General features: G+C 66.6%; 20 protein-coding genes and 1 pseudogene. 13 read left to right on the top strand and 8 right to left on the bottom strand.

All coding sequences use genetic code 11. The features are described from left to right. Position 1 precedes the first annotated feature (1 nt). Positions 2-796, top strand: coding sequence for an alpha/beta fold hydrolase (locus AC5RT8_RS05325; RefSeq protein ID WP_494094670.1), 795 nt, complete (start codon positions 2-4; stop codon positions 794-796). On the opposite strand, the gene AC5RT8_RS05320 is transcribed toward AC5RT8_RS05325, so the two are convergent. Further along, positions 766-1,365, bottom strand: a complete 600-nt coding sequence (locus tag AC5RT8_RS05320) for a GNAT family N-acetyltransferase (RefSeq protein WP_494094669.1) — start codon at positions 1,363-1,365, stop codon at positions 766-768. The two genes, AC5RT8_RS05325 and AC5RT8_RS05320, sit on opposite strands and share 31 nt — an antisense overlap. 154 nt (positions 1,366-1,519) lie before the next feature. Here AC5RT8_RS05320 and AC5RT8_RS05315 point away from each other — a divergent pair, with 154 nt between their 5' ends. The 4 genes and pseudogenes from AC5RT8_RS05315 to AC5RT8_RS05300 all read left to right on the top strand — a co-directional run. After that, positions 1,520-2,545 carry a 2-keto-3-deoxygluconate permease gene (locus AC5RT8_RS05315; protein WP_494094668.1) on the top strand — a complete coding sequence of 342 codons (1,026 nt, stop codon included), beginning with the start codon at positions 1,520-1,522 and terminating at the stop codon, positions 2,543-2,545. After that, positions 2,545-3,843, top strand: coding sequence for a four-carbon acid sugar kinase family protein (locus tag AC5RT8_RS05310; protein WP_494094667.1), 1,299 nt, complete (start codon positions 2,545-2,547; stop codon positions 3,841-3,843). The genes AC5RT8_RS05315 and AC5RT8_RS05310 overlap by 1 nt, the downstream gene beginning before the upstream one ends. Further along, the gene (pdxA, locus tag AC5RT8_RS05305) at positions 3,840-4,865 is read left to right on the top strand and encodes a 4-hydroxythreonine-4-phosphate dehydrogenase PdxA (RefSeq protein WP_494094666.1); all 1,026 of its coding nucleotides are present in this window, start codon (positions 3,840-3,842) and stop codon (positions 4,863-4,865) included. Before AC5RT8_RS05310 ends, pdxA begins: the two co-directional genes overlap by 4 nt. A 45-nt stretch (positions 4,866-4,910) precedes the next feature. Further along, positions 4,911-5,606 (top strand): annotated as a pseudogene (locus AC5RT8_RS05300) (GntR family transcriptional regulator); the annotation flags it as partial. Between the two features lie 189 nt (positions 5,607-5,795). On the opposite strand, the gene AC5RT8_RS05295 reads toward AC5RT8_RS05300, so the two are convergent. From AC5RT8_RS05295 to AC5RT8_RS05285, 3 genes are all read right to left on the bottom strand, one after another. Then, entirely contained in the window at positions 5,796-7,199 is a 1,404-nt protein-coding gene (locus tag AC5RT8_RS05295; protein WP_494094665.1) for a GntP family permease, read from the bottom strand. A 29-nt stretch (positions 7,200-7,228) separates the two neighbouring features. Continuing rightward, positions 7,229-7,750, bottom strand: a complete 522-nt coding sequence (locus AC5RT8_RS05290) for a gluconokinase (protein ID WP_494094664.1) — start codon at positions 7,748-7,750, stop codon at positions 7,229-7,231. A gap of 125 nt (positions 7,751-7,875) precedes the next feature. Beyond that, positions 7,876-9,594, bottom strand: coding sequence for a hypothetical protein (locus AC5RT8_RS05285; protein ID WP_494094663.1), 1,719 nt, complete (start codon positions 9,592-9,594; stop codon positions 7,876-7,878). Positions 9,595-9,767: 173 nt separating this feature from the next. On the opposite strand from AC5RT8_RS05285, the gene AC5RT8_RS05280 reads away from it, so the two are divergent. The 3 genes from AC5RT8_RS05280 (at position 9,768) to AC5RT8_RS05270 (ending at position 14,079) form a co-directional block, all read left to right on the top strand. After that, positions 9,768-13,103, top strand: a complete 3,336-nt coding sequence (locus tag AC5RT8_RS05280; protein WP_494094662.1) for a DEAD/DEAH box helicase — start codon at positions 9,768-9,770, stop codon at positions 13,101-13,103. Between the two features lie 184 nt (positions 13,104-13,287). Beyond that, entirely contained in the window at positions 13,288-13,548 is a 261-nt protein-coding gene (locus tag AC5RT8_RS05275; protein WP_494094661.1) for a hypothetical protein, read from the top strand. Between the two features lie 78 nt (positions 13,549-13,626). Further along, a complete protein-coding gene (locus AC5RT8_RS05270; RefSeq protein WP_494094660.1) occupies positions 13,627-14,079 on the top strand; it encodes a MarR family winged helix-turn-helix transcriptional regulator in 453 nt (150 codons plus the stop codon). A gap of 20 nt (positions 14,080-14,099) precedes the next feature. Here AC5RT8_RS05270 and AC5RT8_RS05265 read toward each other — a convergent pair whose 3' ends face one another. After that, positions 14,100-14,750 (bottom strand): CE1759 family FMN reductase, encoded by a 651-nt coding sequence (locus AC5RT8_RS05265; RefSeq protein ID WP_494094659.1) that lies wholly within the window; start codon positions 14,748-14,750, stop codon positions 14,100-14,102. Between the two features lie 240 nt (positions 14,751-14,990). On the opposite strand from AC5RT8_RS05265, the gene AC5RT8_RS05260 reads away from it, so the two are divergent. Continuing rightward, entirely contained in the window at positions 14,991-15,524 is a 534-nt protein-coding gene (locus AC5RT8_RS05260) for a hypothetical protein (RefSeq protein ID WP_494094658.1), read from the top strand. A 68-nt stretch (positions 15,525-15,592) separates the two neighbouring features. On the opposite strand, the gene AC5RT8_RS05255 is transcribed toward AC5RT8_RS05260, so the two are convergent. Further along, the gene (locus AC5RT8_RS05255) at positions 15,593-17,257 is read right to left on the bottom strand and encodes an FAD-binding dehydrogenase (RefSeq protein WP_494094657.1); all 1,665 of its coding nucleotides are present in this window, start codon (positions 17,255-17,257) and stop codon (positions 15,593-15,595) included. A gap of 187 nt (positions 17,258-17,444) precedes the next feature. Between AC5RT8_RS05255 and AC5RT8_RS05250 the strand changes: the two genes are divergently transcribed. Then, a complete protein-coding gene (locus AC5RT8_RS05250) occupies positions 17,445-17,588 on the top strand; it encodes a hypothetical protein (RefSeq protein ID WP_494094656.1) in 144 nt (47 codons plus the stop codon). A 117-nt stretch (positions 17,589-17,705) separates the two neighbouring features. On the opposite strand, the gene AC5RT8_RS05245 is transcribed toward AC5RT8_RS05250, so the two are convergent. Then, complete coding sequence (locus tag AC5RT8_RS05245; protein ID WP_494094655.1) at positions 17,706-17,942, bottom strand: YegP family protein; 237 nt, start codon at positions 17,940-17,942, stop codon at positions 17,706-17,708. Between the two features lie 126 nt (positions 17,943-18,068). Between AC5RT8_RS05245 and AC5RT8_RS05240 the strand changes: the two genes are divergently transcribed. The 3 genes from AC5RT8_RS05240 to AC5RT8_RS05230 are packed head-to-tail and all read left to right on the top strand — an operon-like array spanning position 18,069 to position 19,523. Continuing rightward, positions 18,069-18,581: a very short patch repair endonuclease gene (locus AC5RT8_RS05240; protein ID WP_494094654.1), complete on the top strand. Its 513-nt coding sequence runs from the start codon at positions 18,069-18,071 to the stop codon at positions 18,579-18,581. Positions 18,582-18,592: 11 nt separating this feature from the next. Then, positions 18,593-19,285: an HAD family hydrolase gene (locus AC5RT8_RS05235; RefSeq protein WP_494094653.1), complete on the top strand. Its 693-nt coding sequence runs from the start codon at positions 18,593-18,595 to the stop codon at positions 19,283-19,285. Between the two features lie 13 nt (positions 19,286-19,298). After that, positions 19,299-19,523, top strand: a complete 225-nt coding sequence (locus AC5RT8_RS05230) for a hypothetical protein (protein WP_494094652.1) — start codon at positions 19,299-19,301, stop codon at positions 19,521-19,523. Between the two features lie 30 nt (positions 19,524-19,553). Here the strand turns inward: AC5RT8_RS05230 and AC5RT8_RS05225 are convergent, their stop codons facing one another. Further along, positions 19,554-22,070, bottom strand: coding sequence for a Tex family protein (locus AC5RT8_RS05225; RefSeq protein ID WP_494094651.1), 2,517 nt, complete (start codon positions 22,068-22,070; stop codon positions 19,554-19,556). Positions 22,071-22,078 lie beyond the last annotated feature (8 nt).

The raw sequence follows: 22,078 nt of genomic DNA, 5'->3' as shown, positions 1-22,078 counted from the left end.
GGTGATAGCACGAGACATAGGACAAGGCCGGCCGCTGGTACTGGTACATGGTTTTGAATTGGACCACCGCAGCATGCTGCCGCTTGAGGATTCGCTGGCGTTCGGCCCATGGCGCCGGATCTACCTCGACCTGCCCTGGGCTGAACACGGCGGCCACGCAGCCGTAACCGGCAGCCAGGACGTGGCCGACGGCGTCGCCGCCGAACTCCGGAGCTATCTGGGCGGAGAGCCGTTCGCCGTCATCGGACACTCGTTCGGCGGCATGGTTGCCCGCTATGTCGCCCACACCATGCGTGCCCAGGTGCTGGGCCTGGCCACCCTCGGGGCGGTCTTCACCGCCCGGCACGAGGACCGCAGCCTTCCGCCCCGGCAGGTCTTGGTCGGGGACCCGGCACTGGGAGCAGCCGCGGCGGACGATTTCCTGGAGACGGCAGTGATCCAGACACCTGAGACGCTCGCAGCCTTCAATGAATTCATCCTGCCCGGCCTGCAGACAGCGGAACAGACCGTCCTGACCCGGGTGGCCGCGAACTACGGACTGTCCCGCGAACCCGAAGAGGAATTCCCCCAGCCCTTTGACGCCCCGTCGCTGCACATCTTCGGACGGCAGGACCACATCACCGGTTACGACGACGGCGTGGCGTTGCGTGAACACTATGTCCGGGGAACGTTCGCCGTGCTGGATGCCGCCGGGCACAGCATGTATCTCGAACGCCCGGCGGTGGTCGCCGCGCTGCTGACTGACTGGCTGGACGCCGTTGACGCCTACGCGCCCGCTCTTGCCGCAGGCTCCTGAGCAACCGCCCGGTACTCATCCTCGAGCAGCCCCAGCAGCACCTGGTCATGGAAGGTTCCCCGGTGGAAGACGGCCGCACGGCGTCGCCCTTCTTCCTTGAACCCCAGCGACCGGTACAAGTGAAGCGCCCGCTCGTTAAAGGACCACGTCTGCAGCTCGGCCTTGTGCGCACCCATTTCCTCGAAAACAATGCGTAGGCCCAGACGCAGGGCTTCCCGGCCCAGGCCTTGGTTCTGAAAGTCCGGGCCGATAATGATCGCCACGGTCGCGATCCGTTCCGGCACCGAGATGCCCCAGGCGCTGATATGCCCGATGAGCCGTTCGGCAGGATTGACGATGCTGTAGCCGAAGCCCGACGGGGACTCGTTCTTGCTCCACGTCCGGAACATGCCGGCGGCGTATTCCTCCGGCCGTGCAGCCACCCGCTCCTGCTGCAGGACGGCCTGGGACGGATCATTCCACCACTCGGACAGGTGCGCGAGGTCCGGTTCACGCAGTTCCCGGAACCGGATCCCTTCGCCGATGAGGAGCGCCGACGACCATTCCTGCAGATCTCCGATGTTGTTCACGCCGCAGAGACTACCCGGTGCGCGCCCTTCCGCCCATGGTCGGCAGCGGCGCGCCACGCCCCCGCTTGTGTGATCCGGTCGACACTCTTACTCTTAGTACATCTTGTCCGTACTAAAAGTACCTACCGACACTTTAAAGAGAGAAGATTCGCCAATGGCAGCCGAATCACTTCCCAAGTCCCGCGTCCCCCTCTTTGACGGCATGAACCGGATCCCCGGCGGCCTAATGCTGATCCCGCTGATCCTGGGGTCGGTAGTGGGCACGTTCGCCCCGGGGTTCCTGGAAATAGGCAGCTTCACCACTGCCCTCTTCGCGGACTCCGCCCTACCGCTGATCGCCGTGCTGATCTTCGCCACCGGCATGCAGATCACCGCCAAAGCCTCCGGCCCCGTCCTCGCCACCACAGGCGTAGTCCTGCTCTTCAAAACGATCATTCCGGCGGCACTGGTTGCCGCTCTGGGTCTGCTCGTGGGCGTTGACGGCATCCTGGGCATCTCGATCCTTGCCCTGCTGGCATCCTTCGACAACAGCAACGGCGGATTGTGGCTCGCCTTCACCGGCCGGTACGGCGACTACCGCGACCGCGGGGCCTACATGGCCTCGGCCATCAATGACGGCCCCTTCTTCACGCTCTTGTTCCTGGGCCTGTCCGGGCTGGGAAACATTCCCCTCCTGACGCTGCTTGCGGCGGTCATCCCGCTTGTCCTGGGCTTCATTGTGGGCAACCTGGACGCCAAGTGGACTGAGGTCATGCGGCCCGTTCCGAACATCGTGATCCCGTTCTTTGCCTTCGCCCTGGGCACCGGCATTGACCTCAGCGCCGTTCTGGCAGGCGGAATCGGCGGCATCTTCGTCGGCATCGCGGCAACCCTGATCACGGGCGCGCTGGTCTACATTGGTTACCGGTTCGTCCTGCGCCGCGGTGCGAAATCCGGCGTCGGAATCGCCACCGCCACCACTGCCGGGAACTCGATAGCAACCCCGGCCATTGTGGCAGCCGCTGATCCCACCTTTGCCCCCTACGTGGATGTGGCAACGGCACAGGTCGCCTCCGCGGTTCTGGTTACCGCGATCTTCGCTCCCCTTCTGGCAACGTGGGTGCTGAAACGCCAAGGCGGACTGACCACCGAAGATGCCGGGGATACGCAGGACCGGCCCGGCGTGGAAAAGGTGAATTGATGTCCCTGCCCCTTGGCACGCCACGGACGGTCGGCATTGCCGCTGACGATGTAACGGGTGCCACGGACTCAGTGGTGCAGTTCTCCCGCTCGGGCTGGCCTTCCCGGCTGTTGCTGGATGGCGCAGGCTCGCGCCGGTTTGAACCCGGCAGTGCAGGGGCCATGACCTCGGACGCGCGCCCGATGGACCCGGGGACGGCGAGGGCGGCCACGGAACTAGTGGTCGAAAACCTGGTCCGCGCCGGCGCCGACCATCTCTACCTGAAGATCGATTCCACCATGCGGGGCAGCGTTGGCGGCCAGCTGGCCGGTGCGCTGTCCGCATGGGACAAGCTCCACCCCGGCTGCTTTGCGGTCATCTGCCCTTCCTACCCCGCAATGGGCCGCACCGTAGAGAACGGCATGCTCAGGGTGCACGGCCTGCCGGTTGAGGACTCCCCCGCGGGGCGGGATCCAGTGACACCGGTGGCCACCAGCGACCTGTCCCTCCTGCTGCCCGGCACCCGCACCGCGGCGCTGACCGCCGGCACGGCCGAGGGCAACGCCCTCATACTTCAGGAGGCGGCCGGAGAGGGCGGGATGGTAGCCGTCGACGCCGCGTCGGAGGCGGAGCTGCAGGTTCTCGCGAACGCTGTTGCCGCCGTGGGACCGCGCGCCGTTCCCGCAGGCTCCGCGGGGCTGGCCACCGCCATGGCCGTGTCATGGGCAACGGCGACGCCGGCCCAGACCGCCCCGGAACCACCTCCGGTAGTCCCTGCGGCGCAAACCGTCGTCGTCGTCAGCTCCGTCCACGACGTCGCCCGGACCCAGACAGCCCATCTGTGCTCCAGCCTGGATCCTGCCGTCCTGCAGGTCCTGCAGCCGGACCCGTCGGTGCTGCACAGCGACAGTGCCCTTGAGGAGTGGACGGCCGAGCAGCTGGCCGCTCCTGCCCTGCTTCCGCGGGTGATCCTCGTGCTCTCCCCCGACGCCGATGCGCAGCTGCCCCTGTCCGGCGCCGCTGTCGCACGGCGACTGGCCGCAGTGGTGCGGCAAACCGTTGACACAGTCACCGTTGGTTCCCTGGTGCTGGTGGGGGGCGACGGCGCACACGCAGTCCTCGATGCCCTCGGCACCACTGCCCTGCTGATCACCGGAGCCGTGCAGGAAGGAATTCCGCGCGGTTACATCGAAGGCGGCAGCGCCTCGGGACGAGCCGTCGCCACCAAGGCCGGCGGGTTCGGAGATCTCTCCGCCCTGCTGGACACCGTTAATGAACTGACCAATTACACAGCACTACCATCGGAGGCACACTCATGAGCAACCCCGTCCTGGCCGTCACACTTGGCGACGTAGCGGGAATCGGTCCGGAGATTACGGCGAAAGCCCTGCTCGGACACGACGATCTTCGCCTGGAATGCACGCCGGTCGTCATCGGCGACGAAGCGGCCATGCGCGCCGGAGTAGCCAACGTCGGCGGAGATCCCGACGTGGTCCGGGTCCTGGACTCCATCGAGGACGCCACCAACAAGCCCGGCACCATCGAGCTCCTGCAGACCGGCCCGTCGCTGGCCGACGTTCCCTTGGGCGAACTAAGCCCGGTGGCCGGCGATGCCTCCTACCGCTTCGTGGTCGAGGCCTGTCGGCTGGCCCGCGAAGGCAAGGTCCAGGGCATCGTGACCGCGCCCCTGAACAAGGCAGCCATGCACGCCGGCGGGCACAAGTGGCCCGGCCACACCGAGCTGCTGGCCCATGAATTCGGCGTAGACAATTTCAGCCTGGTCCTGTCCGCAGGCGATCTGTACTTCTTCCACCTGACCACCCATGTTTCCCTCCGTCAGGCGATCGACGGGATCACCCCGGAGCGCACGGGCAACGTCATTGAACTGGTCAGCGCCTTCACCAAGGCCCTGGGACGGCCGGACGAACCCATTGGCCTGGCCGGACTGAATCCGCACGCGGGTGAAAACCGGCTCTTCGGCGACGAGGATGCGGACATCCTGGCGCCGGCGGTTGCAGCTGCACGCGAAGCAGGGATCAATGTCCACGGGCCCCTTCCCGCGGACGCCCTGATTCCTGCAGCCGTCAACGGCAAATGGAACATGGTTATCGCCTGCTACCACGACCAGGGCCACGCCCCCTTCAAGGCGGTGTACGGCGACGACGGGGTCAACATCACCGTGGGGCTCCCGGTGGTCCGCGTTTCCGTAGACCACGGCACGGCCTTCGATATCGCGGGGAAGGGAATAGCCCGGGAAACAAGCCTTGTGCTCTCCATCCGCCGCGCGGCCGAACTTGCCCCCGGCTGGGACCATGTGTGGCAGACAGCGCAGAAGGACTAGGAGCGGAATCTTCGTCCCGGGTCCAGTACAGCCATAATTGCTGTGATGCATACATCTGACGACCCGGGACGCCCGCTCGGCGGCAGCGAGCCGCTCCACCTGCAGCTGCGTGAGCACCTGCGGGCACAAATCCTAAACCACTCGCTGCCCCCGGGAACTTCCCTTCCCAGTGAGGCGCAGTTGCAGGAGCGCTTCGGTGTCTCCCGTTCGGTGGTCCGCCAGGCCCTTGGCGCCCTGGAAGCGGACGGCCTTATCCTCCGGGGCCGCGGCCGCGGCAGTACCGTTGCCCCCCGCAGGGAACACCATCGCCTGGTACATCAGACCTCGGGTCTTTCCACCCAGGTGGCCGGCACCGGGGCAGCCGTGGGCACGGAAGTGCTTGCCCTGACCGTGCAGGAGTCGGATGCGGCAACGTCGGTACTGGGGACCCGGCAGGTCCTGTCCATCCAGCGGCTCCGGACGGCTGACGGGGTACCCATAGCAGTCATCCACACCTGGCTCCCGCTGCCGCAGTTCACTTCCCTCACGGCCGCAGAGCTGAGGAACGCCTCGCTGCACGCAGTGATGGCCAGCACGTACGGTGTTGAGATCATTTCCGGCAAACGCCAGATCCGCGCCGTTCCAGGTGACCGGGACCTCACCTCGCTGCTCGGGTTGAAGCCTTCCTCACCCGTCCTCTTATTGGAGGGGACCAGTTACGATGCCGAAGGGCATGCCGTCGAAGTCTTTTCCACCTGGCATCATCCGGACCACGTGGTGTTCGACATCAATGTGGAGCCGGACCGGACGGCGGACAGCGCCGCACCGGTGCGGTCCGCCGTCGGGCTGCCGGTCGTCCGGCCCGATGAGGGCGCCGACGTCCACGCGGTCGCCGAGCACGCCCGGATGCTGGGCGGGGAACTTCTCCGCCTGGCCGGCAACCTGGATGCTCTAGAACCCAGACGCGACCAGATAGATGACCAGCGCGAAGACGAACCCGATCACGCCGATCAGCGCCTGGCCGACGGTCCAGGTCTTGAGGGTGGTCTTAGTGTCCATCTGGAAGAAACGGCTCACCAGCCAGAAACCTGAGTCATTGACGTGACCGGCAAAGACCGAGCCGCCGGCCAGTGCCAGCACAATGGCCACCACCTGGACGCCGTTGAAGTCCGGGTTGTCCAGGACCACCGGCTGGACCAGCGCCGCAGCAGTAGTCAGGGCGACCGTTGCAGAGCCCTGCGCCATGCGCACAATGGCTGCGATAAGGAAGCCGGCCACGATCACCGGGAGGCCCACCGCGTCCAGCGATTCGGCAATCGCGTTGCCGATGCCGCTGGCACGCAGCACACCGCCGAACATGCCGCCGGCGCCGGTGATCAGGATGATGGAGCAGACCGGGCCCAGTGCACTGTCCACCACTGTTTCAATGAGCGAACCGCTCTTGCCCTCCCGGCTGCCCAGCAGCCACATGGCCAGGAAGACGGTGATCAGCAGGGCAACCGGGGTCTCGCCCAGGCTGCGCAGGACCTGCACCCACCCGCTGTCCAGGGAGACGACCTCCGCGGTGGCCAGCATGTTCAGTCCCGTATTGAGGAAGATCAGGATAAACGGGAGCAGCAGCAGGAGCACGATGGTGCCCAGCTTCGGGGCGGAGCGGAATTCGGACTCCGCGGAGCCCTTCGGTGCGTCCAGGATGGAGGGCACCGGGATGTCGAATTTGCGGCCCAGGAAGGTGCCGAAGAGGTAACCGGCGAGGTACCAGGTGGGGATGGCAACAAGCAGGCCGAAGATCAGGACCAGGCCGATGTCGGCACCGAGCAGGCCGGTGGCGGCGACGGGTCCGGGGTGCGGCGGGACAAAGACGTGCATGACGGAGAACGCCGCGGCCGCCGGGAAGGCGTAGGTCAGCAGTGAACCGCCCATGCGCCGTGCCACGGTGAAGATGATCGGCAGCATCACCACCAGGCCGGCGTCGAAGAAGATCGGGAACCCGAACATCAGCGAGGCGACGGACAGCGCCAGCGAGGCCCGCTTCTGCCCGAACTTGGTGATCAGCGCGTTGGTCAGGACCTCCGCACCGCCGGAGACTTCGAGCATCCGTCCCAGCATCGCACCGAGGCCAACGAGGAGCGCCACGCTGCCCAGGGTGGTGCCGAAACCGCTCAGCAGCGTGGGCACCAGGTCCGCGGCGGCAATGCCGGTGGCCACGGCGGTCAGCAGGCTGACCGTGATCAGTGCCAGGAACGCGTGGATCCGGAATTTCATGATCATCACCAGAAGCAGCGCGATGGCTGCGACGGCGACGGCGAGCAGGCCGGGAGTACTCAACGTCCAGTTGAGTTCTAGGTCGGTCATTTTCGTCCTATCTGGGGTGGGGGCGGACGTCAGTGTCCGCTGGTGGTGAGGGCGGCAGTGACGGCCGCGGCGATGTCAGCCGGCGGAAGGGAGATGTCCACCGGGATACCGGCTTCGTCGGGTCCGAGCGGTTCCAGGGTTTCGAACTGGGATTCGAGCAGTGCAGCGGGCATGTATTCGTGGTTCCGGCGCGAAAGCCGTTCGGCAATGAGCGTGCGTTCCCCGGTCAGGTGCACAAACCGGGTTTCCGGCGCAAAGGAGCGGATGAGGTCGCGGTACCGGCGTTTCAGTGCCGAACAGGCGATGACGGTGGATTCGCCGCGGGCGAGTCCGTCGGCCAGGGCGGTTCCGATGGCCCGGAGCCAGGGCTCCCGGTCCGCATCGTCGAGGGGATGGCCCGAGGCCATCTTTGCCCTGTTGGCCGCTGGATGCAGGTCATCCCCGTCAATAAACGGCAGACCGAGGGCATCGGCAATGGCGCGGCCGGACGTGGACTTACCGCTGCCTTGCACGCCCATGACGATCAGCGGCGGAATACTGGACAGCGGCATGGCTACACTCCCTCAGAGCATCATCACTTCTGATTCGTGTGACCTGGCGGACAATAAATCAGATTTATCTTCCACAAGGTAGCACAGCAGTGCGTCTGCTTTTTTCTGTGTCGCGGACGCGGCGGCTAGGGGCGCAGTGAAAGCATCATGGCGCGCAGCTGCCACTCTTTGGCGGTGCCGGCTTCCTCCGGAGCAAGTGTGCCGCTGAAGGACGTGGTGCCCAGGCCGGGCAGCTCGGCCAGCTTGTGGGTGGGGCAGATATCGGGATGGCCCAGCAGGTCCGTCACCACCAAGGTCCACGCGCCGGTTTCGGCCGGCACGGCTTCCAGATGGACCGGTTCCGCTCCAATCCGTTTCGACACCCGGTTCTGGTAGGGCAGGGCAGTACGGTCCTCGGCCACCGGCCACTCTCCGCCGCCCATGCACGCGCCGCCCAGGCCGGACATGTGGGTCATGAGGCTCGCCGCATCCTTTCCTGAGGCATCCTTAATGTCATAGCGTCCACCCATCAGCTGGCCGTCACCCGCGGTGTACGCCACGCTCCACCCCTCCGGCAGGTCAAGGCTGAACGGGTCCTGCTCGGCGGTGTACCGTGTCCAGCCCGCCGGCACGCCTTCTCCCACGGCCTCGGGAGCAGTAGCGGACGACGGCGCCGGATCGGCTGACGCGGAGGCGGTGGACGACGGCGGCAACGGCCCCTCGGTGACCTCCACCGGGAGCACCGCAAACTTGCTGTCATAGGCACCCACCGGATCCATACCGAAGTGCACCAACAGACCCTGGTCCACGGCGCCCAGCACCTGGGCGCCGTACCCGGCGAGCGCACCCCGTCCCAGCTCCCGGCCGGTTTCGGCATGTACGGCCAGTAGCTCACCGGCGGTGGCAGCTTCGACTTCAAAACCGAAAACGTAGGTCCCGCGGTACGCCGCGGCGCTGGTCGGTGTGCCGGGCACCGTCCACTCGAGGCCGCCGTCGGCGTCGTAGGCCCGGACTTCCCCGGTGCCGTCCGGGGCCGTGACCAGCAGGAGTGCGCGGCTCGCGTCCGTGTGCAGGACCCGGGGCGTCAGGCACTCGCCCGTCAGGCAGCCGTTGAGCAGGGATTCGGCGACAGGACGGGGATCTACGAGGTCTCCCCCGTCGGCATCGGCCAGGCCGCGGGCCTGCGGAGCATAGGTCGAGTACCAGGAAAGCGGATGGCTGTAGCCGAGCAGCGGAGTCCCGGCATCTGCCGCAGGCGCTGCCTCGCCGGTGGCGGGGTCCAGCGCCTGGACCCCGGCCTCCACGGAAAGCAGCAGGGCGGATTCCGCCACGGCCATGTCCTGCAGCCCCTCGACCGGCTGGGTCCAGAGGGTGGTTCCTTCGAAGTCGGCATGCAGGACAGACTCGTCGTCGACGCCCTGCTTATAGGCAACCAGGAAGCCACGGTCCGTCGGTTCCACCGAGGTGATCCGGGCGTCCGCAGGCAGTCCGGCAAGCGGAGCAGGGGGATTAAATTCCAGGGACGGCGAATCACGGTACTGGTCGAAGCCGAAGATTCCACCGAAGGCGAGGGATTCGGGCCCTTCGTTTCCCTGCGTGAAACAAAGCGTCCGGAGGTTGGCGGCCAGGGCACACTGCTGCGCATTGGCCAACCCGGGCATCGTCATCCGGTCCCCGCCTAGAGCCGTATCGGCAGTGCCGAAGACTACGGACACGGGGCCGGTTTCCGGCGGGGCGGGAGTCTGCGTCACTGCTGGTGCCGATGTGGCCCCACGGGACGGTTCAGCATTCGGGGCGGCACTGCAGGCCGACGCCGAGAGTGCCACGGCTGCAAGCAGCGCCGCATAGATGGTCCGAGTCTTCATATTCTTTTGTCCCCCATGCAGCCGGGAGGTATCCCGGCAAGAATTAACACGCAGACCACGCCGTTGTGATCCGCGTTACCGACTATCCTAGGCACGACTCCCGGCCCGCCGCCAAATCCGCTTCGGTGAACACGGCGGCGGAAACCGTCAGTACTGCGTGAGACGATAAAAACATGCTCGAAACCGCTCCGCTCGTAGACGTTACCGACGTCATCCGCGTGGTCGGCGGATCGGCGTTCCAGCGGGGCCAGACCTATGCCAAGGCCGGCGCCGTGGAAGCCCTGGAGTGGGATCCGCAGGGCGAGGTGCTGCGTGCGCAGGTGCGCGGCAGTGCGGCCGTTCCCTACCGGACCATGCTCCAGCTCGGCGCCAAGCGCCAGGGCGACTACCGCCTGCTGGACAACCACTGCAGCTGCCCGCTGGGTTTCGACTGCAAGCATGTTGCCGCTGCCGCCCTGCAGAGCAACACCGAGCATCTGATCTCCCGCCAGGAGCTCTCCGCCCCGGCCGCTCGGCCGTCCGTGCCGGCATGGCAGCAGTCGTTGCAGACCCTGATCGATGCGGACGTGGCAGAGGGCACCAAGCCCGTTGAAACCACCCCCCTGGCCTTGCAGTTCGAACTGCGTAATGTTGTCGCCGCAGCGGCGCCCCGGTGGGGTGCCGCCCCGGCCCCCCGCAGCCGGCACCGGGCCACACCCTTCCGTCTGGGGGTGCGTCCGGTGGTCCGCAACACCAAGGGCAACTGGGTGAAGAACAACCTGGCGTGGAGCAACATCAGTTACCAGACCTACGGGCTGCGGCTGGATCCGGACCAGCACCGCTGGTTCTCCCAGTTCCCGGCCCTGCACCGTTCCAACGGCGTGAGCTACTTCGGGCAGAACGATTCCTGGCTGTACCTGGACGACTTTGCCAATCCCCTGCTCTGGCAGCTGCTGGACGAAGCGGTGCGCCTGGGCATCCCCTTTGTCGGCACCAAGAAGGACGTCAATGTCCGGGTGGGGAAACTCGCCACCCTGTCCCTCGACGTCCGGGCCGCCGGCGGGGACACTCCGGCGCCGCTGCAGCTGCTGCCCACACTCGAAGTGGACGGCTCACCCGTACCGCTGGATGACGCCGGGATCATCGGCAGCCACGGCATCTACCTCCGGTCGCCGCAGAACACCATCACGCTGGCGCCTACCGTCAAGACCCTGACGGAACAGGACAAGGGCCTGCTGCTCCAGGGCGCCCCGGTTGTAGTGCCGAAGGCCGATGCCCCCGTCTTCCTCGAAAAGTTCTATCCGCGGCTGCGGCAGGTCCTGCCGGTCACCAGCAGTGATGATTCCGTGGAGTTCCCCGAGATCGAGCCGCCCGTCCTGGTCCTGACTGCCGCCTTCGGCACCGAAGACTCCCTGACCCTGACCTGGGAGTGGCTGTATCGGCACGGCAGCTCCTCCACCCGGCTGCCGCTCACCCGCACCCCGCAGAACGCAGGGGCAGCGGACGACGGCGACACCTCCTACCGCGACATCCCCGCCGAGGCGGAACTCCTGGCCGCCGTGGGAAAAACACTGCACGCCGTCCCCCGCAACCGAACCCTGCGCGAGATAGCGGCAGCGGAGTTCACCGAGCATGTCCTGCCGGAGCTGGAGAAGCTCGACGGAGTGCAGGTGGAGATTTCCGGAACCCGGCCCGATTACCGGGAGTTGCTCGAGGCACCGAAGCTGAAGATCACCACCGTGGAAACCGAACGCCGTGACTGGTTCGACCTCGCAGTGATGGTCACAGTGGAGGGCCGGCTGGTTCCGTTCGCGGATATCTTCAAGGCCATCGCGCAGGGCAAAACCAAGCTCATGCTCGTGGACCGCACCTACCTGTCCCTCGACCGTCCGGAGTTCGAACACCTGCATGCCCTGATCAATGAGGCGCAGGGCCTGCAGGAATGGGACACCGGAGAACTGTCCATCAGCCGCTACCAGGCCGGGCTGTGGTCCGAACTGGAGGAACTCGCGGAAGAAACTGAGGAAGCGGTCGCCTGGCGCGAGTCCGTTTCCGCCCTGCTGGACCTGGAATCGGTGGACCCGGTGCCGCTGCCGGCCGGGCTCCACGCTCACCTGCGGCCGTACCAGCATGAAGGCTTCAATTGGCTGGCCTTCCTCTGGGACCACGGCCTCGGCGGCATCCTGGCCGACGACATGGGACTGGGCAAGACCCTGCAGACCCTGGCCCTGCTGGCCCATGCCCGCGAACGGCAGGCGCAGGATGGAACCGCCGCCGCAGAACCTGCCCGCCGGCCGTTCCTCGTGGTGGCCCCCACCTCCGTGGTCCCCAACTGGGCATCGGAAGCCGCCCGCTTTACCCCCGGTCTGAAGGTGGTTTCCGTCTCCGACACCACCGGCAAGTCCCGCATACCGCTGGCCGAAGTGGTGGCGGGAGCCGACGTCGTCCTCACCTCCTATGCCGTGTTCCGACTGGACTTCGCCTCCTACCGGAAGCTGGACTGGGACGGGCTGATCCTGGATGAGGCGCAGTTCGTCAAGAACCGGGTGACCCGGGTCCACCAGTGCGCCCGGGACCTGCCTGCCCCGTTCAAACTGGCCATCACGGGTACCCCGATGGAAAACAACCTGATGGAGCTGTGGGGGCTGTTCGCCATTGTGGCGCCCGGCCTGTTCCCCTCAGCCCGGAAGTTCGCCGACGAATACCAGCGGCCCATTGAACGCGGTGACAGCCCGGACCTGCTGGCACGGCTGCGCCGCCGGATCCGTCCGCTGCTGATGCGCCGCACCAAGGAGGCCGTGGCCAAGGACCTGCCGGAGAAGCAGGAGCAGGTTCTGGAAGTGGAGCTGCATCCGAAGCACCGCAAGATTTATGAGACACATCTGCAGCGCGAGCGGCAGAAACTCATGGGCCTGATCCAGGACATGGACCGGAACCGCATGATCGTGTTCCGCTCCCTGACCCTGCTGCGCATGCTCAGCCTGGACGCGTCACTCGTCGAGGCGGAGGAGTACGACGGCGTACCGTCGGCCAAGCTGGATGTCCTCTTCGACCAGCTCGAAGACATTACCGCCGAAGGCCACCGTGCCCTGATCTTCAGCCAGTTCACCTCCTTCCTGAAAAAGGCGGCCGAGCGGCTGGATGAACAGGGCATCAAGTACGCCTACCTCGACGGGTCCACCCGCAACCGGGCCGAGGTGATCGCCTCCTTCAAGGACGGCGAAGTGCCCGTGTTCCTGATCAGCCTCAAGGCCGGCGGCTTCGGCCTGAACCTGACCGAGGCGGACTACGTGTTCCTGCTCGATCCCTGGTGGAATCCCGCAGCCGAATCCCAGGCCGTGGACCGCACGCACCGGATCGGCCAGAAGAACAACGTGATGGTTTACCGCATGGTCGCCCGGGACACCATCGAGGAAAAGGTCATGGCGCTCAAGGAGCAGAAAGCGAAGCTGTTCACCTCCGTCATGGACGACGACGCCGTCTTCAGCTCGGCACTCACGGCCGACGACATCCGCGGGTTGCTCCAGTAGCGGCGGACGCCGGCACCGGAAAGTGAATTCGGGCACGGCGCACCGCCGGACGCCCGCTTCATTCCGCCCCGTCAGCGGCGGCCGTCGAATTCTACGGTGCGTAGAAAACGCTACCTTGGAAGCAGGGCCCGCTTCCGCCGTCGGACGGCTGCGGGCCGAGCCACATGCATACCAAGGAAAGGCAATGAGCGTCCAGGATTCAACGCTGGTCCGGCCGGTTGAGACCCGCCCGAAGGACGAAGACGATCTGGTGCACGTTTTCTGCACCCCCTGCAAGCGGCGGGCCCGCAGCCGTGCCCGCCGCCCGGTTCCCTACTGCGGCAAGCAGATGCCCAACCGTCCGCTGCAGGACGACACGGGCAACCTTCCCGTCTGCGCGGTATGCCTGGACCTGGCCCGCTCGGCTCCGTGCCCCCGGTGCGGGACCCAAGCCCGCTTCGACTGAGGGACAGCGCCCGGGCCCGGCCCGGTACGCTGTGCCGCTGCCATTCCCTGCCGGGTGATTGATTTGTACAGTGGAGTGATGGTGAATCAGGAGCGTCCCATCGGATTCTGGCTCAAGCTCGTGGACCAGTTGGTCGATGACCAGTTTGGCGCCAGCTTCGAAGAACACGGCGTCACCCGTCGGCAGTGGCAGATGATGAACCTGCTGGTGGAAGGCCCCGCCTCGCAGAAAGAGCTGTCGGACGGGCTGCGCCCCTTCTTCCCGGCGGTGGAGACAGGGACGTCCGCGGAACTCATTGAAGAGCTGCGCGAATCCGGGTGGGTGCTGCTCGAAGACGGCCAGTACCACCTCACCGATCTCGGCAGCCGAAGCCTGGAAAACCTGCGGGGTGCGGTGGACCGGATCCGGCAGTTGATGACGGACAACGTCACCGAAGAGGAATACGCGGCCCTCCTGACGGTCCTGCAGCGGATGGCCACCAATCTGGGCTGGGACGGCGACGTCGCCTCCGGTCCCCGCGTCGACACCTAGGGATTTGACCCCGGACCGCCCTACTGGCGCTGGGTCTGGGCGAGGAGCTCTTCGAAGGGCAGCGACTGCGCAGGATCCCGGCGCGCAGGTGCGGGGGCATCGCCCAGCAGCGCCACCAGTTCACCTGCGGCGCGGCGGACCCTCTGGTCCAGCGATCCGGTACCCGTCTCACCGGTGCCCCAGTCCCCCGGTGCGGCGTACACGGCGGTCGGCGCAATCCGTGCCCGGAGGTAGCTGAACATGGGGCGGAGGGAGTAGTCCAGGACCATCGAGTGCCGTGCGCTGCCGCCGGTGGCACCGAGCAGTACCGGCTTGCCGTCCAAGGCGGTGTTGTCGATGACGTCGAAGAAGGACTTGAACAGCCCGCTCATCGATGCGGTGAAGACGGGCGTTACCGCAACGAGCGCATCGGCCGCAACAACTTCGTTGATGGCCGCTTCCAACCGCGGGGCCGCGTAGCCCGTCACCATGTTGTTGGCGATATCGACGGCGTATTCGCGCAGTTCGAAGGTCGTGACATCGGTGCTTCGCCCCAGTCCCTCAATCTCAGCCTTGGCTGCCGAGGCCAGGGCATCGGCAAGCATCCGCGACGACGACGGGACACCCAGTCCGCCCGAAACCACAACAATCCTACGATCCGCCACGCTGTCCTCCTTTTCATGCGTTTGCATGCTGGTTCCAACAGCGGCCGGTGCGGCCTTATTCCGGCTGCTTTGGAGGAGCGAAGCCCCCGGTGCGCCCCGGGTCATCCGTTTGGCGGATCCCGCGGCGGGGCGGCGCTCTCCACACCGGGAAAACCATGGTTTTCTCCCCCGCAGTGGGGAGCCCGCGGGTGCCATTACTGGCTAGGCTGGCCGGGACGGCCTTTGTCATTCATTGTTCGCGAGAAAACAACTCTTAAAGGGGAAAACATGAGCATGCCGCCGAACTACAACTACAACGCCTATAGAAGCGGGCAGCCCACGCCCCCGCCGGCAGCGCCGCCGCGGCCGGCAGCCGTGGAGCGCGGCTTCTGGATGCTGATCGCCTCAGCTGTTCTCAGCCTCGTGGGTGGAATTCTGGGCATTGTCCAATTAACGTCGGATGAGAGCCGCACCGAACTGGCTGGAACCAGCGGTCTCAGCTCCGCCGAGGTGGATACCGCCATAACCATCGGAATTGTCACCGCCCTCGTCATTGGCGTCATCAGCATCGCGGTGAGCGTCCTGTTCGCCGTTTTTGCACGCAAGGGCCACAACTGGGCAAGGATCGTTATCGCAGTGTTCGCCGGTATTTCCTTGTTTGGCCTGATAGGCATCAACGGCTCACTTGAGGGCATCTTCAACCTCCTGAGTATCCTTCTGATCGTTGGAGCCGTGGTGCTGTTCTTCACCAAGCCGGCCACCGCCTATTTCGATCAGATGAAGCAGTACCGCCAGGCAAAGTCCCTGGGATACGCCGGCTAGCGTCAGACAACGTGATCTCCGCTGGCCGGGGCCGTGTCCCGGCCAGCGGTCTTTGCAGACCCGCCGCTTTAACCGGCCGCTGCCCGGCCGGCAGCCCGGCCGCTGAACAGGCAGCCGCCCAGGAACGTTCCTTCCAGGGACCGGTAGCCGTGCATTCCGCCGCCGCCGAAGCCCGCGGCCTCCCCGGCCGCGAACAGGCCGGGGACCGGAGCACCGTCGTCGGCGAGGACCCGGGAATCCAGGTCGGTCTCGAGTCCGCCGAGGGTCTTGCGGGTCAGCACGGACAGGCGGACCGCGATCAGGGGTCCTGCCTGGGGATCCAGGATGGGGTGTGGGGCGGCGGTGCGGATCAGCCTGTCCCCCAGATAAGTGCGCGCCCCGCGGATGGCAGTGACCTGCGAGTCCTTGGTGAACGGGTTGCGGATTTCGCGGTCCCGGGACTCCAGCTCGTACCGGACCGCCTCGGCCGACAATTCGGGGGCATCGTCCCGGGAGCCCTTTGCCAGCCGGTTCATGCCGGCAACCAGTTCCTCGATCGAATCAGCAGTAATGAAATCTTCGCCATGGTCCAGGAACGCCTGCACGGGGGCCGGAACTGACGCCGTGGCACGCTTCATGACATCGCGGAGGGATTTCCCGGTGAGGTCCGGGTTCTGCTCCGAACCGGACAGCGCAAATTCCTTGCGGATGATGGCCTTGTTGAGGATAAACCAGCTGTAGTCCTGCCCGCTGCGCCGCAGGTGCTCCAGGGTCCCCAGCGTGTCGAAGCCCGGGAACAGCGGCACGGGCAGCCGGTTGCCTGCCGCGTCCAGCCACAGCGAGGACGGACCGGGCAGGATGCGGATCCCGTGGTTCTTCCACACCGGGTCCCAGTTCCGGATTCCTTCCACGTAATGCCACATCCGGTCCGGGTTGATGACCCGCCCGCCGGCATTTTGGGCAATGCGGATGCCACGGCCGTCCACGTATTCGGGCACTCCGCTGAGCATCTCCACGGGAGCAGATCCCATGCGCTGCGGCCAGGCAGCCCGGACGGCATCGTGGTCCCCGCCGATGCCGCCGGTAGTGAGCACCACCGCAGAGGCAGTGAACTCGAAATCCCCCACGGCGGTGCGGCTGGAAGCAGTGCCGCGCGGCGCCGTCGTCGGCTCCAGGACACTGCCGCGCACTCCCGTCACCGCGCCGCCGGTCAGGACCAGGTCATCGAGCCGGTGGCGGAAGGCCAGCCGCACCAGTCCCTGTTCGACGCCGGCGCGCACCTTGGCTTCAAACGGCGCCGTAATCCCGGGGCCGGTACCCCAGGTGATATGGAAGCGCGGAACGGAATTGCCCGGGCCGTTGGCCCCGTACCCGCCGCGCTCCGCCCAGCCCACCACCGGGAAAAACCGGTGGCCCAGCTGCTGCAGCCAGGCGCGTTTTTCCCCTGCAGCAAAGTGCACGTAGGCCTCGGCCCACCGGCGGGGCCAGAAATCCTCGTCCCGGTCAAAACCTGCGGTGCCCAGCCAGTCCTGCCAGGCAAGCTCCACGGAGTCCTTCACCCGCAGCCTGCGCTGTTCAGGCGAATCCACTAGGAAAAGTCCGCCGAAGGACCACCAGGCCTGGCCACCCAGACTCTGGGGTCCCTCCTGCTCCACCAGGATCACCGAACGCCCGGCGTCCACCAGTTCGGCGGTGGCTACCAGGCCGGCCAACCCGGCTCCTACAACAATGACGTCTGCGTCTTTTGGCTGCATTCGGCTCAGGCTACCGGCGCCTGCCGGTCCCGGCCACCAGCCACCGACCGGGCGTGTCTGCACCCGCACCGGCGTGCAGGTGCAAGGGGTTCAAGACTTCGCCGGAGGTTTCTAGACTGGAGTGTAGGGCCGCTCCCTGGAGAGCCGGCGAATGCCGGCGTCGGCCGGAAATGAATTGGAGAACCGCATGAGCGAACAGGGCGCCACAGAGAAGAATGACTCCAACCGGACGCATCCGCAGGAGCCGTCCGAGGGCGATACCAACGGGGAGCAGAACCAACCGCAGGAACACGCGCAGGAGCCGGCCGAAGGCGGCGAGGACCAGAGCTAAGCAGGCCCTGGCGGGATTCAACGCCACCTAGGTGCTGACCGCAGCAAAACCAGCAGGCCTCCGGATTCCACAGGGAAACCGGAGGCCTGCTGGCGTAGTGCTGTGTGCCTCGCGCGGTCAGCTGGCGGCCGCCTTGCGGCTCGAGTTCCGGGCCTCGCTCAGCACGTCCGAATCGTGGCTTTGGTCGACCACGGGACCTGTTCCTGCAATCTCGCGCAGCTGGGCAATGCCGGCAGCCGCTTCCTGCTTGGTCTCAAAAGTCGTGGACACCGCCATCAGCGTTCCGTCGCCGGCGATGAGCTTAATCCGGTAGCTTCCTTCGTGGGCGTCTACCAGCTTGAAGTAGCCCGACATCACTTACCTCCTTGTAAGGGGCCTATCAGTGCCTCTAATACTAAGGCACCTTATGAGTCCGAGAATCCCCTTCCGTAAAATTAGGTAGCGCGAGATGCAATCGTGACCTGTTCCTAGACTGGAACCATGGCCGATACCGTCAGTCCGGAGCAGCGCAGCCGCAATATGTCCCGCATACGCGGCAAGGACACCAAGCCCGAACTCCTGATCCGCCGCATCCTGCATGCGGCCGGGTACCGGTTCCGCCTGCACGGCTCGTTCGGCAGCACCCGGCTCCCGGGAAAGCCCGACCTGGTGTTCGCCGGACGCAGGAAAGTCCTCTTCGTCAACGGCTGTTTCTGGCACTTCCACTCCTGCCGTGCCGGGCAGCACGCGCCAAAGACCAACAGCGAATTCTGGTCGGCGAAACGTAACCGCACCGTCGAGCGGGATGCGGCAGCCCAGGTGCGGCTGGGCGCCGAAGGGTGGGATGTCCTGGTGGTCTGGGAATGCGAGCTGCGGGACCGCAGCATCCTCGAAGAACAGCTGCGCACCTTCCTGGGTCCGCCCGGCGACAGTTCGGCGACAACGACGTCGGCGGCGCCTCAGCCCGCACGCCCACTAGACTTCCAACCAGACCCAAGCACCAACCACGACTGAGGCGGCATCCCATGAGCAGCACGAACAACGGCAAGCGCGGCGTCCTTTTCGATGTCGACGGAACCCTGGTGGACTCCAACTACCTGCACGCCGTCGCGTGGTGGCAGGCCTTCCGCCGGATGGAGCACGATGTCCCCATGTCCGCCATTCACCGTGCCATCGGCATGGGCGGTGACAAGCTCGTGGAGCATCTGCTGGGCGAGGACCGCAACAAGGACGAGGATGAGCAGCTCGACACCACCCACGGGGCCATCTTCTCCACCTGGTGGCCCTCGCTGCGCTCCTTTGACGGTGCCGGAGACCTCCTGAAGGCCTGCTCGGACCAGGACCTCACCGTGGTCCTGGCTTCCTCCGCATCGGCGGCCGAACTGAAATTCCTGCGCACCGTGATTGACGCTGACTCCGCGATCGCCGGCGCCACCAGTTCCGGGGACGCCGAGGCCAGCAAGCCCTCACCGGACATCCTGGAAGCTGCCCTGGAAGCCGGCGGCCTGGAAGCGGAAAACACCGTCTTCGTGGGCGACTCGGTGTGGGACGTCTCGGCAGCCGGGAAGCTGTCCATTCCGACCATTGGCCTCACCTGCGGCGGCACGAGTGAAGCGGAACTGCGCGAAGCCGGCGCGGAGGAAGTCTACGAAGACCCCCGGGCGCTTATCGAGGCCCTGGACACCAGCCTGCTGGGCACACTGATCGCCCGCAGCTAACCGAGAGGACACCGTGACTACTGAACCCACCGGGCCGGCCAACGACGCCGAAGATCCGCTCGGCCCCAGCGCCCCGCAGCCCGGGCCTACAGGCGGACCGCGGACACCGGGAAAGGCCGCCCATTCGGCCGGCAACATCCGCGACGACCAGGGTACGCACGCCGCCGGCGCAGTCCCGGCGTCGCCGGAAAAGGCCGACGACGCCGCGGACGCTGAAGGGCCCGCCGACCGCGAGTAGACGGCTGGTGCGGGAGGGGAAACGGCCGGGCTATTTCAGCAGCCCGGCCGCACGCAGCGCATCCGCCATCGCTCCGGTGGGCGCCCCTGCCTTGGACGAACCTGCCTTCGGTGCCCCTGCCTTGGACGTACCCGCCTTGGATACACCGGGCTGGGGCGTACCGGCCTTGGCCGTTGGCTTAGCCGCCCCGGCCCTGGCGCCGTCTGGCTTGCCCTTGCCTCCGCCGGGCGTCGCCGTGCCTCCGCCGGCGGCACGGCCGGGCTTGCCCGTGCCGGGCTTCGGGGCGCCGCCCTTGGCCGCCGCCCTGCCGCTGCCGGACCGCGGACCGGACTCCTCGGCGTCGTCGTCGAGCCGCAGCGTGAGCGAGATCCGCTTGCGTTCCGGATCCGCATCGAGCACCTTGACCTTCACCACTTGGCCGGACCGGACCACCTCGCGCGGATCCGAAATGAAGGTGTGCGACATGGCCGAAATGTGCACCAGCCCGTCCTGATGCACCCCCACGTCCACAAACGCCCCGAAGGCGGCGACATTGGTGACCACGCCGTCGAGGATCATCCCCGGACGCAGATCGGCAATCCGTTCGATCCCTTCTGAAAAAGCGGCCGTTTCAAAGGCGGGCCGCGGATCCCGCCCCGGTTTGCGCAGCTCGGCAATGATGTCCAGGACAGTGGGAAGACCCACCTGGTCGTCCACGAAAGCAGCCGGATCGACTCCCGCCAGGACAGCCCCGGATAAGCTCATGCTCTCCCCGGCCGCGGCGAGCACCTTCCGGGCGGTCGGGTAGGACTCCGGGTGCACGCTCGTAGCGTCCAGCGGCTCGGAGCCGGAGCTGATCCGCAGGAACCCTGCGCACTGCTCAAAGGCCTTCGCTCCGAGCCGGGGAACCTTCAGCAGGTCCCTGCGGCGGGTAAACGGACCGTTGGCGTTGCGGTAGGCCACAATGTTTTCGCTCAACAGCGGACCGACGCCGGCCACCCGGGTCAGCAGCGACGGGGACGCGGTGTTCACGTCCACACCCACGGCGTTCACGCAGTCCTCGATTACGGCGTCGAGGGACCGCCCCAGCTTCGCCGGCGTTACGTCATGCTGATACTGCCCCACCCCAATGGACTTCGGATCGATCTTCACCAGCTCCGCCAGCGGATCCTGCAGCCGCCGGGCAATCGACACGGCACCACGCAGGGAGACATCCATTCCGGGCAGCTCCGCGGAGGCCAGGGCCGAAGCGGAATACACCGATGCACCGGCCTCGGACACCACCAGTTTGCGGACCGATCCCCCGGGGACCAGCCGCATCAGCTCGGCCGCGAGACGATCCGTTTCGCGTGATGCCGTGCCGTTGCCGATGGCGATCAGTTCCACCCCGTACTGCTGGACCAGCCCGGCGAGCGTCGCCAGGGCATCGTCCCAGCGGCGCATCGGAGCGTGTGGATAGACAGTATCGGTGGCCATCACCTTCCCGGTGCCGTCCACCACCGCCACCTTCACGCCGGTGCGCAGGCCCGGGTCCAGCCCCAGGGTGGTGCGGTTCCCTGCCGGTGCGGCGAGCAGCACATCCCGCAGGTTTGCCGCGAAGACCCGCACGGCTTCGGTTTCGGCGTCGCCGAAAAGCCGCACGCGCAGGTCCACCGAGAGCTTGGCCAGAATCCGGCGCCAGGCCTGCTGCACGGTGCCCTGCAGCCAGGCATCGGCGGGGCATCCGCGGTCCGCCACGCCCAGGCGCGCGGCAACGGCACGCTCGTAACGGGCCCTGGCCGCGGCCAGGGCATCGGCATCGGCGGGGTCCGCCTCGGCGAGCGCCAGTTCCAGAATGCCTTCCTTCTCACCGCGCAGCAGGGCAAGCACGCGGTGGGACGGCATGCCGGAGGGTGACTGGGAGAAGTCGTAATAGTCAGTGAACTTCCGCCCCTCGGCTTCCTTGCCGGGGCGTACCTGCGAGCGCATCCTGCCCTGCCGCCACAGCTTTTCACGCTGTTCGGTCAGCAGGTCCGCGTCCTGGGCGGCCCGTTCAATCAAAATGGCACGCGCACCGGCAAGGGCCTCGGCGGCGTCCGGGACGCCCTCGCGCAGGTAGCGGACGGCTTCGGTTTCGGGGACCCGGCGGGGATCGGACAGCAGTGCATCCGCGAGCGGTTCCAGGCCGGCCTCGCGGGCGGCCTGCGCCTTCGTGCGCCGCTTGCTGCGGTAGGGCAGGTAAATGTCTTCCAGCCGGGACTTGGTTTCGGCGCCGACGACGGCGGCCCGCAGCTCGGCGGTCAGCTTCCCCTGGGCTTCGATTGCCTCGAGAATGACGCGCCGCCGGTCCTGCAGGTCACGCAGGTACCGCAGCCGTTCATCCAGCTCCCGCAGCTGGGCGTCGTCCAGCGTACCGGTCGCTTCCTTGCGGTAGCGGGCGATGAAGGGAACCGTGGCGCCGCCGTCGAGCAGCTCCACCGCCGCCCGGACCTGCCACGGTGCCACCCCCAGCTCGGCGGCCAGTTGGGCGATCACCTGCCCATCGGTCGCTCCGGAAACGTTGACTGGTTCTACGGCACTTAGACTCACCCGGCCAA

It is taken from the genome of Arthrobacter sp. Ms25, from assembly GCF_059090365.1.
Note: the sequence above shows the minus strand (reverse complement) of the source record. Positions and strands in the feature narration are given on the sequence as shown.

What these genes read in the sequence shown, in the direction of transcription:
- AC5RT8_RS05315 (WP_494094668.1), top strand. Translation starts at nt 1,520, where the DNA reads ATGGCAGCCGAATCACTTCCCAAGTCCCGCGTCCCCCTCTTTGACGGC.
- AC5RT8_RS05310 (WP_494094667.1), top strand. Translation starts at nt 2,545, where the DNA reads ATGTCCCTGCCCCTTGGCACGCCACGGACGGTCGGCATTGCCGCTGAC.
- pdxA (WP_494094666.1), top strand. Translation starts at nt 3,840, where the DNA reads ATGAGCAACCCCGTCCTGGCCGTCACACTTGGCGACGTAGCGGGAATC.
- AC5RT8_RS05295 (WP_494094665.1), bottom strand. Translation starts at nt 7,199, where the DNA reads ATGACCGACCTAGAACTCAACTGGACGTTGAGTACTCCCGGCCTGCTC.
- AC5RT8_RS05290 (WP_494094664.1), bottom strand. Translation starts at nt 7,750, where the DNA reads ATGCCGCTGTCCAGTATTCCGCCGCTGATCGTCATGGGCGTGCAAGGC.
- AC5RT8_RS05285 (WP_494094663.1), bottom strand. Translation starts at nt 9,594, where the DNA reads ATGAAGACTCGGACCATCTATGCGGCGCTGCTTGCAGCCGTGGCACTC.
- AC5RT8_RS05280 (WP_494094662.1), top strand. Translation starts at nt 9,768, where the DNA reads ATGCTCGAAACCGCTCCGCTCGTAGACGTTACCGACGTCATCCGCGTG.
- AC5RT8_RS05275 (WP_494094661.1), top strand. Translation starts at nt 13,288, where the DNA reads ATGAGCGTCCAGGATTCAACGCTGGTCCGGCCGGTTGAGACCCGCCCG.
- AC5RT8_RS05270 (WP_494094660.1), top strand. Translation starts at nt 13,627, where the DNA reads ATGGTGAATCAGGAGCGTCCCATCGGATTCTGGCTCAAGCTCGTGGAC.
- AC5RT8_RS05265 (WP_494094659.1), bottom strand. Translation starts at nt 14,750, where the DNA reads ATGCAAACGCATGAAAAGGAGGACAGCGTGGCGGATCGTAGGATTGTT.
- AC5RT8_RS05260 (WP_494094658.1), top strand. Translation starts at nt 14,991, where the DNA reads ATGAGCATGCCGCCGAACTACAACTACAACGCCTATAGAAGCGGGCAG.
- AC5RT8_RS05255 (WP_494094657.1), bottom strand. Translation starts at nt 17,257, where the DNA reads ATGCAGCCAAAAGACGCAGACGTCATTGTTGTAGGAGCCGGGTTGGCC.
- AC5RT8_RS05250 (WP_494094656.1), top strand. Translation starts at nt 17,445, where the DNA reads ATGAGCGAACAGGGCGCCACAGAGAAGAATGACTCCAACCGGACGCAT.
- AC5RT8_RS05245 (WP_494094655.1), bottom strand. Translation starts at nt 17,942, where the DNA reads ATGTCGGGCTACTTCAAGCTGGTAGACGCCCACGAAGGAAGCTACCGG.
- AC5RT8_RS05240 (WP_494094654.1), top strand. Translation starts at nt 18,069, where the DNA reads ATGGCCGATACCGTCAGTCCGGAGCAGCGCAGCCGCAATATGTCCCGC.
- AC5RT8_RS05235 (WP_494094653.1), top strand. Translation starts at nt 18,593, where the DNA reads ATGAGCAGCACGAACAACGGCAAGCGCGGCGTCCTTTTCGATGTCGAC.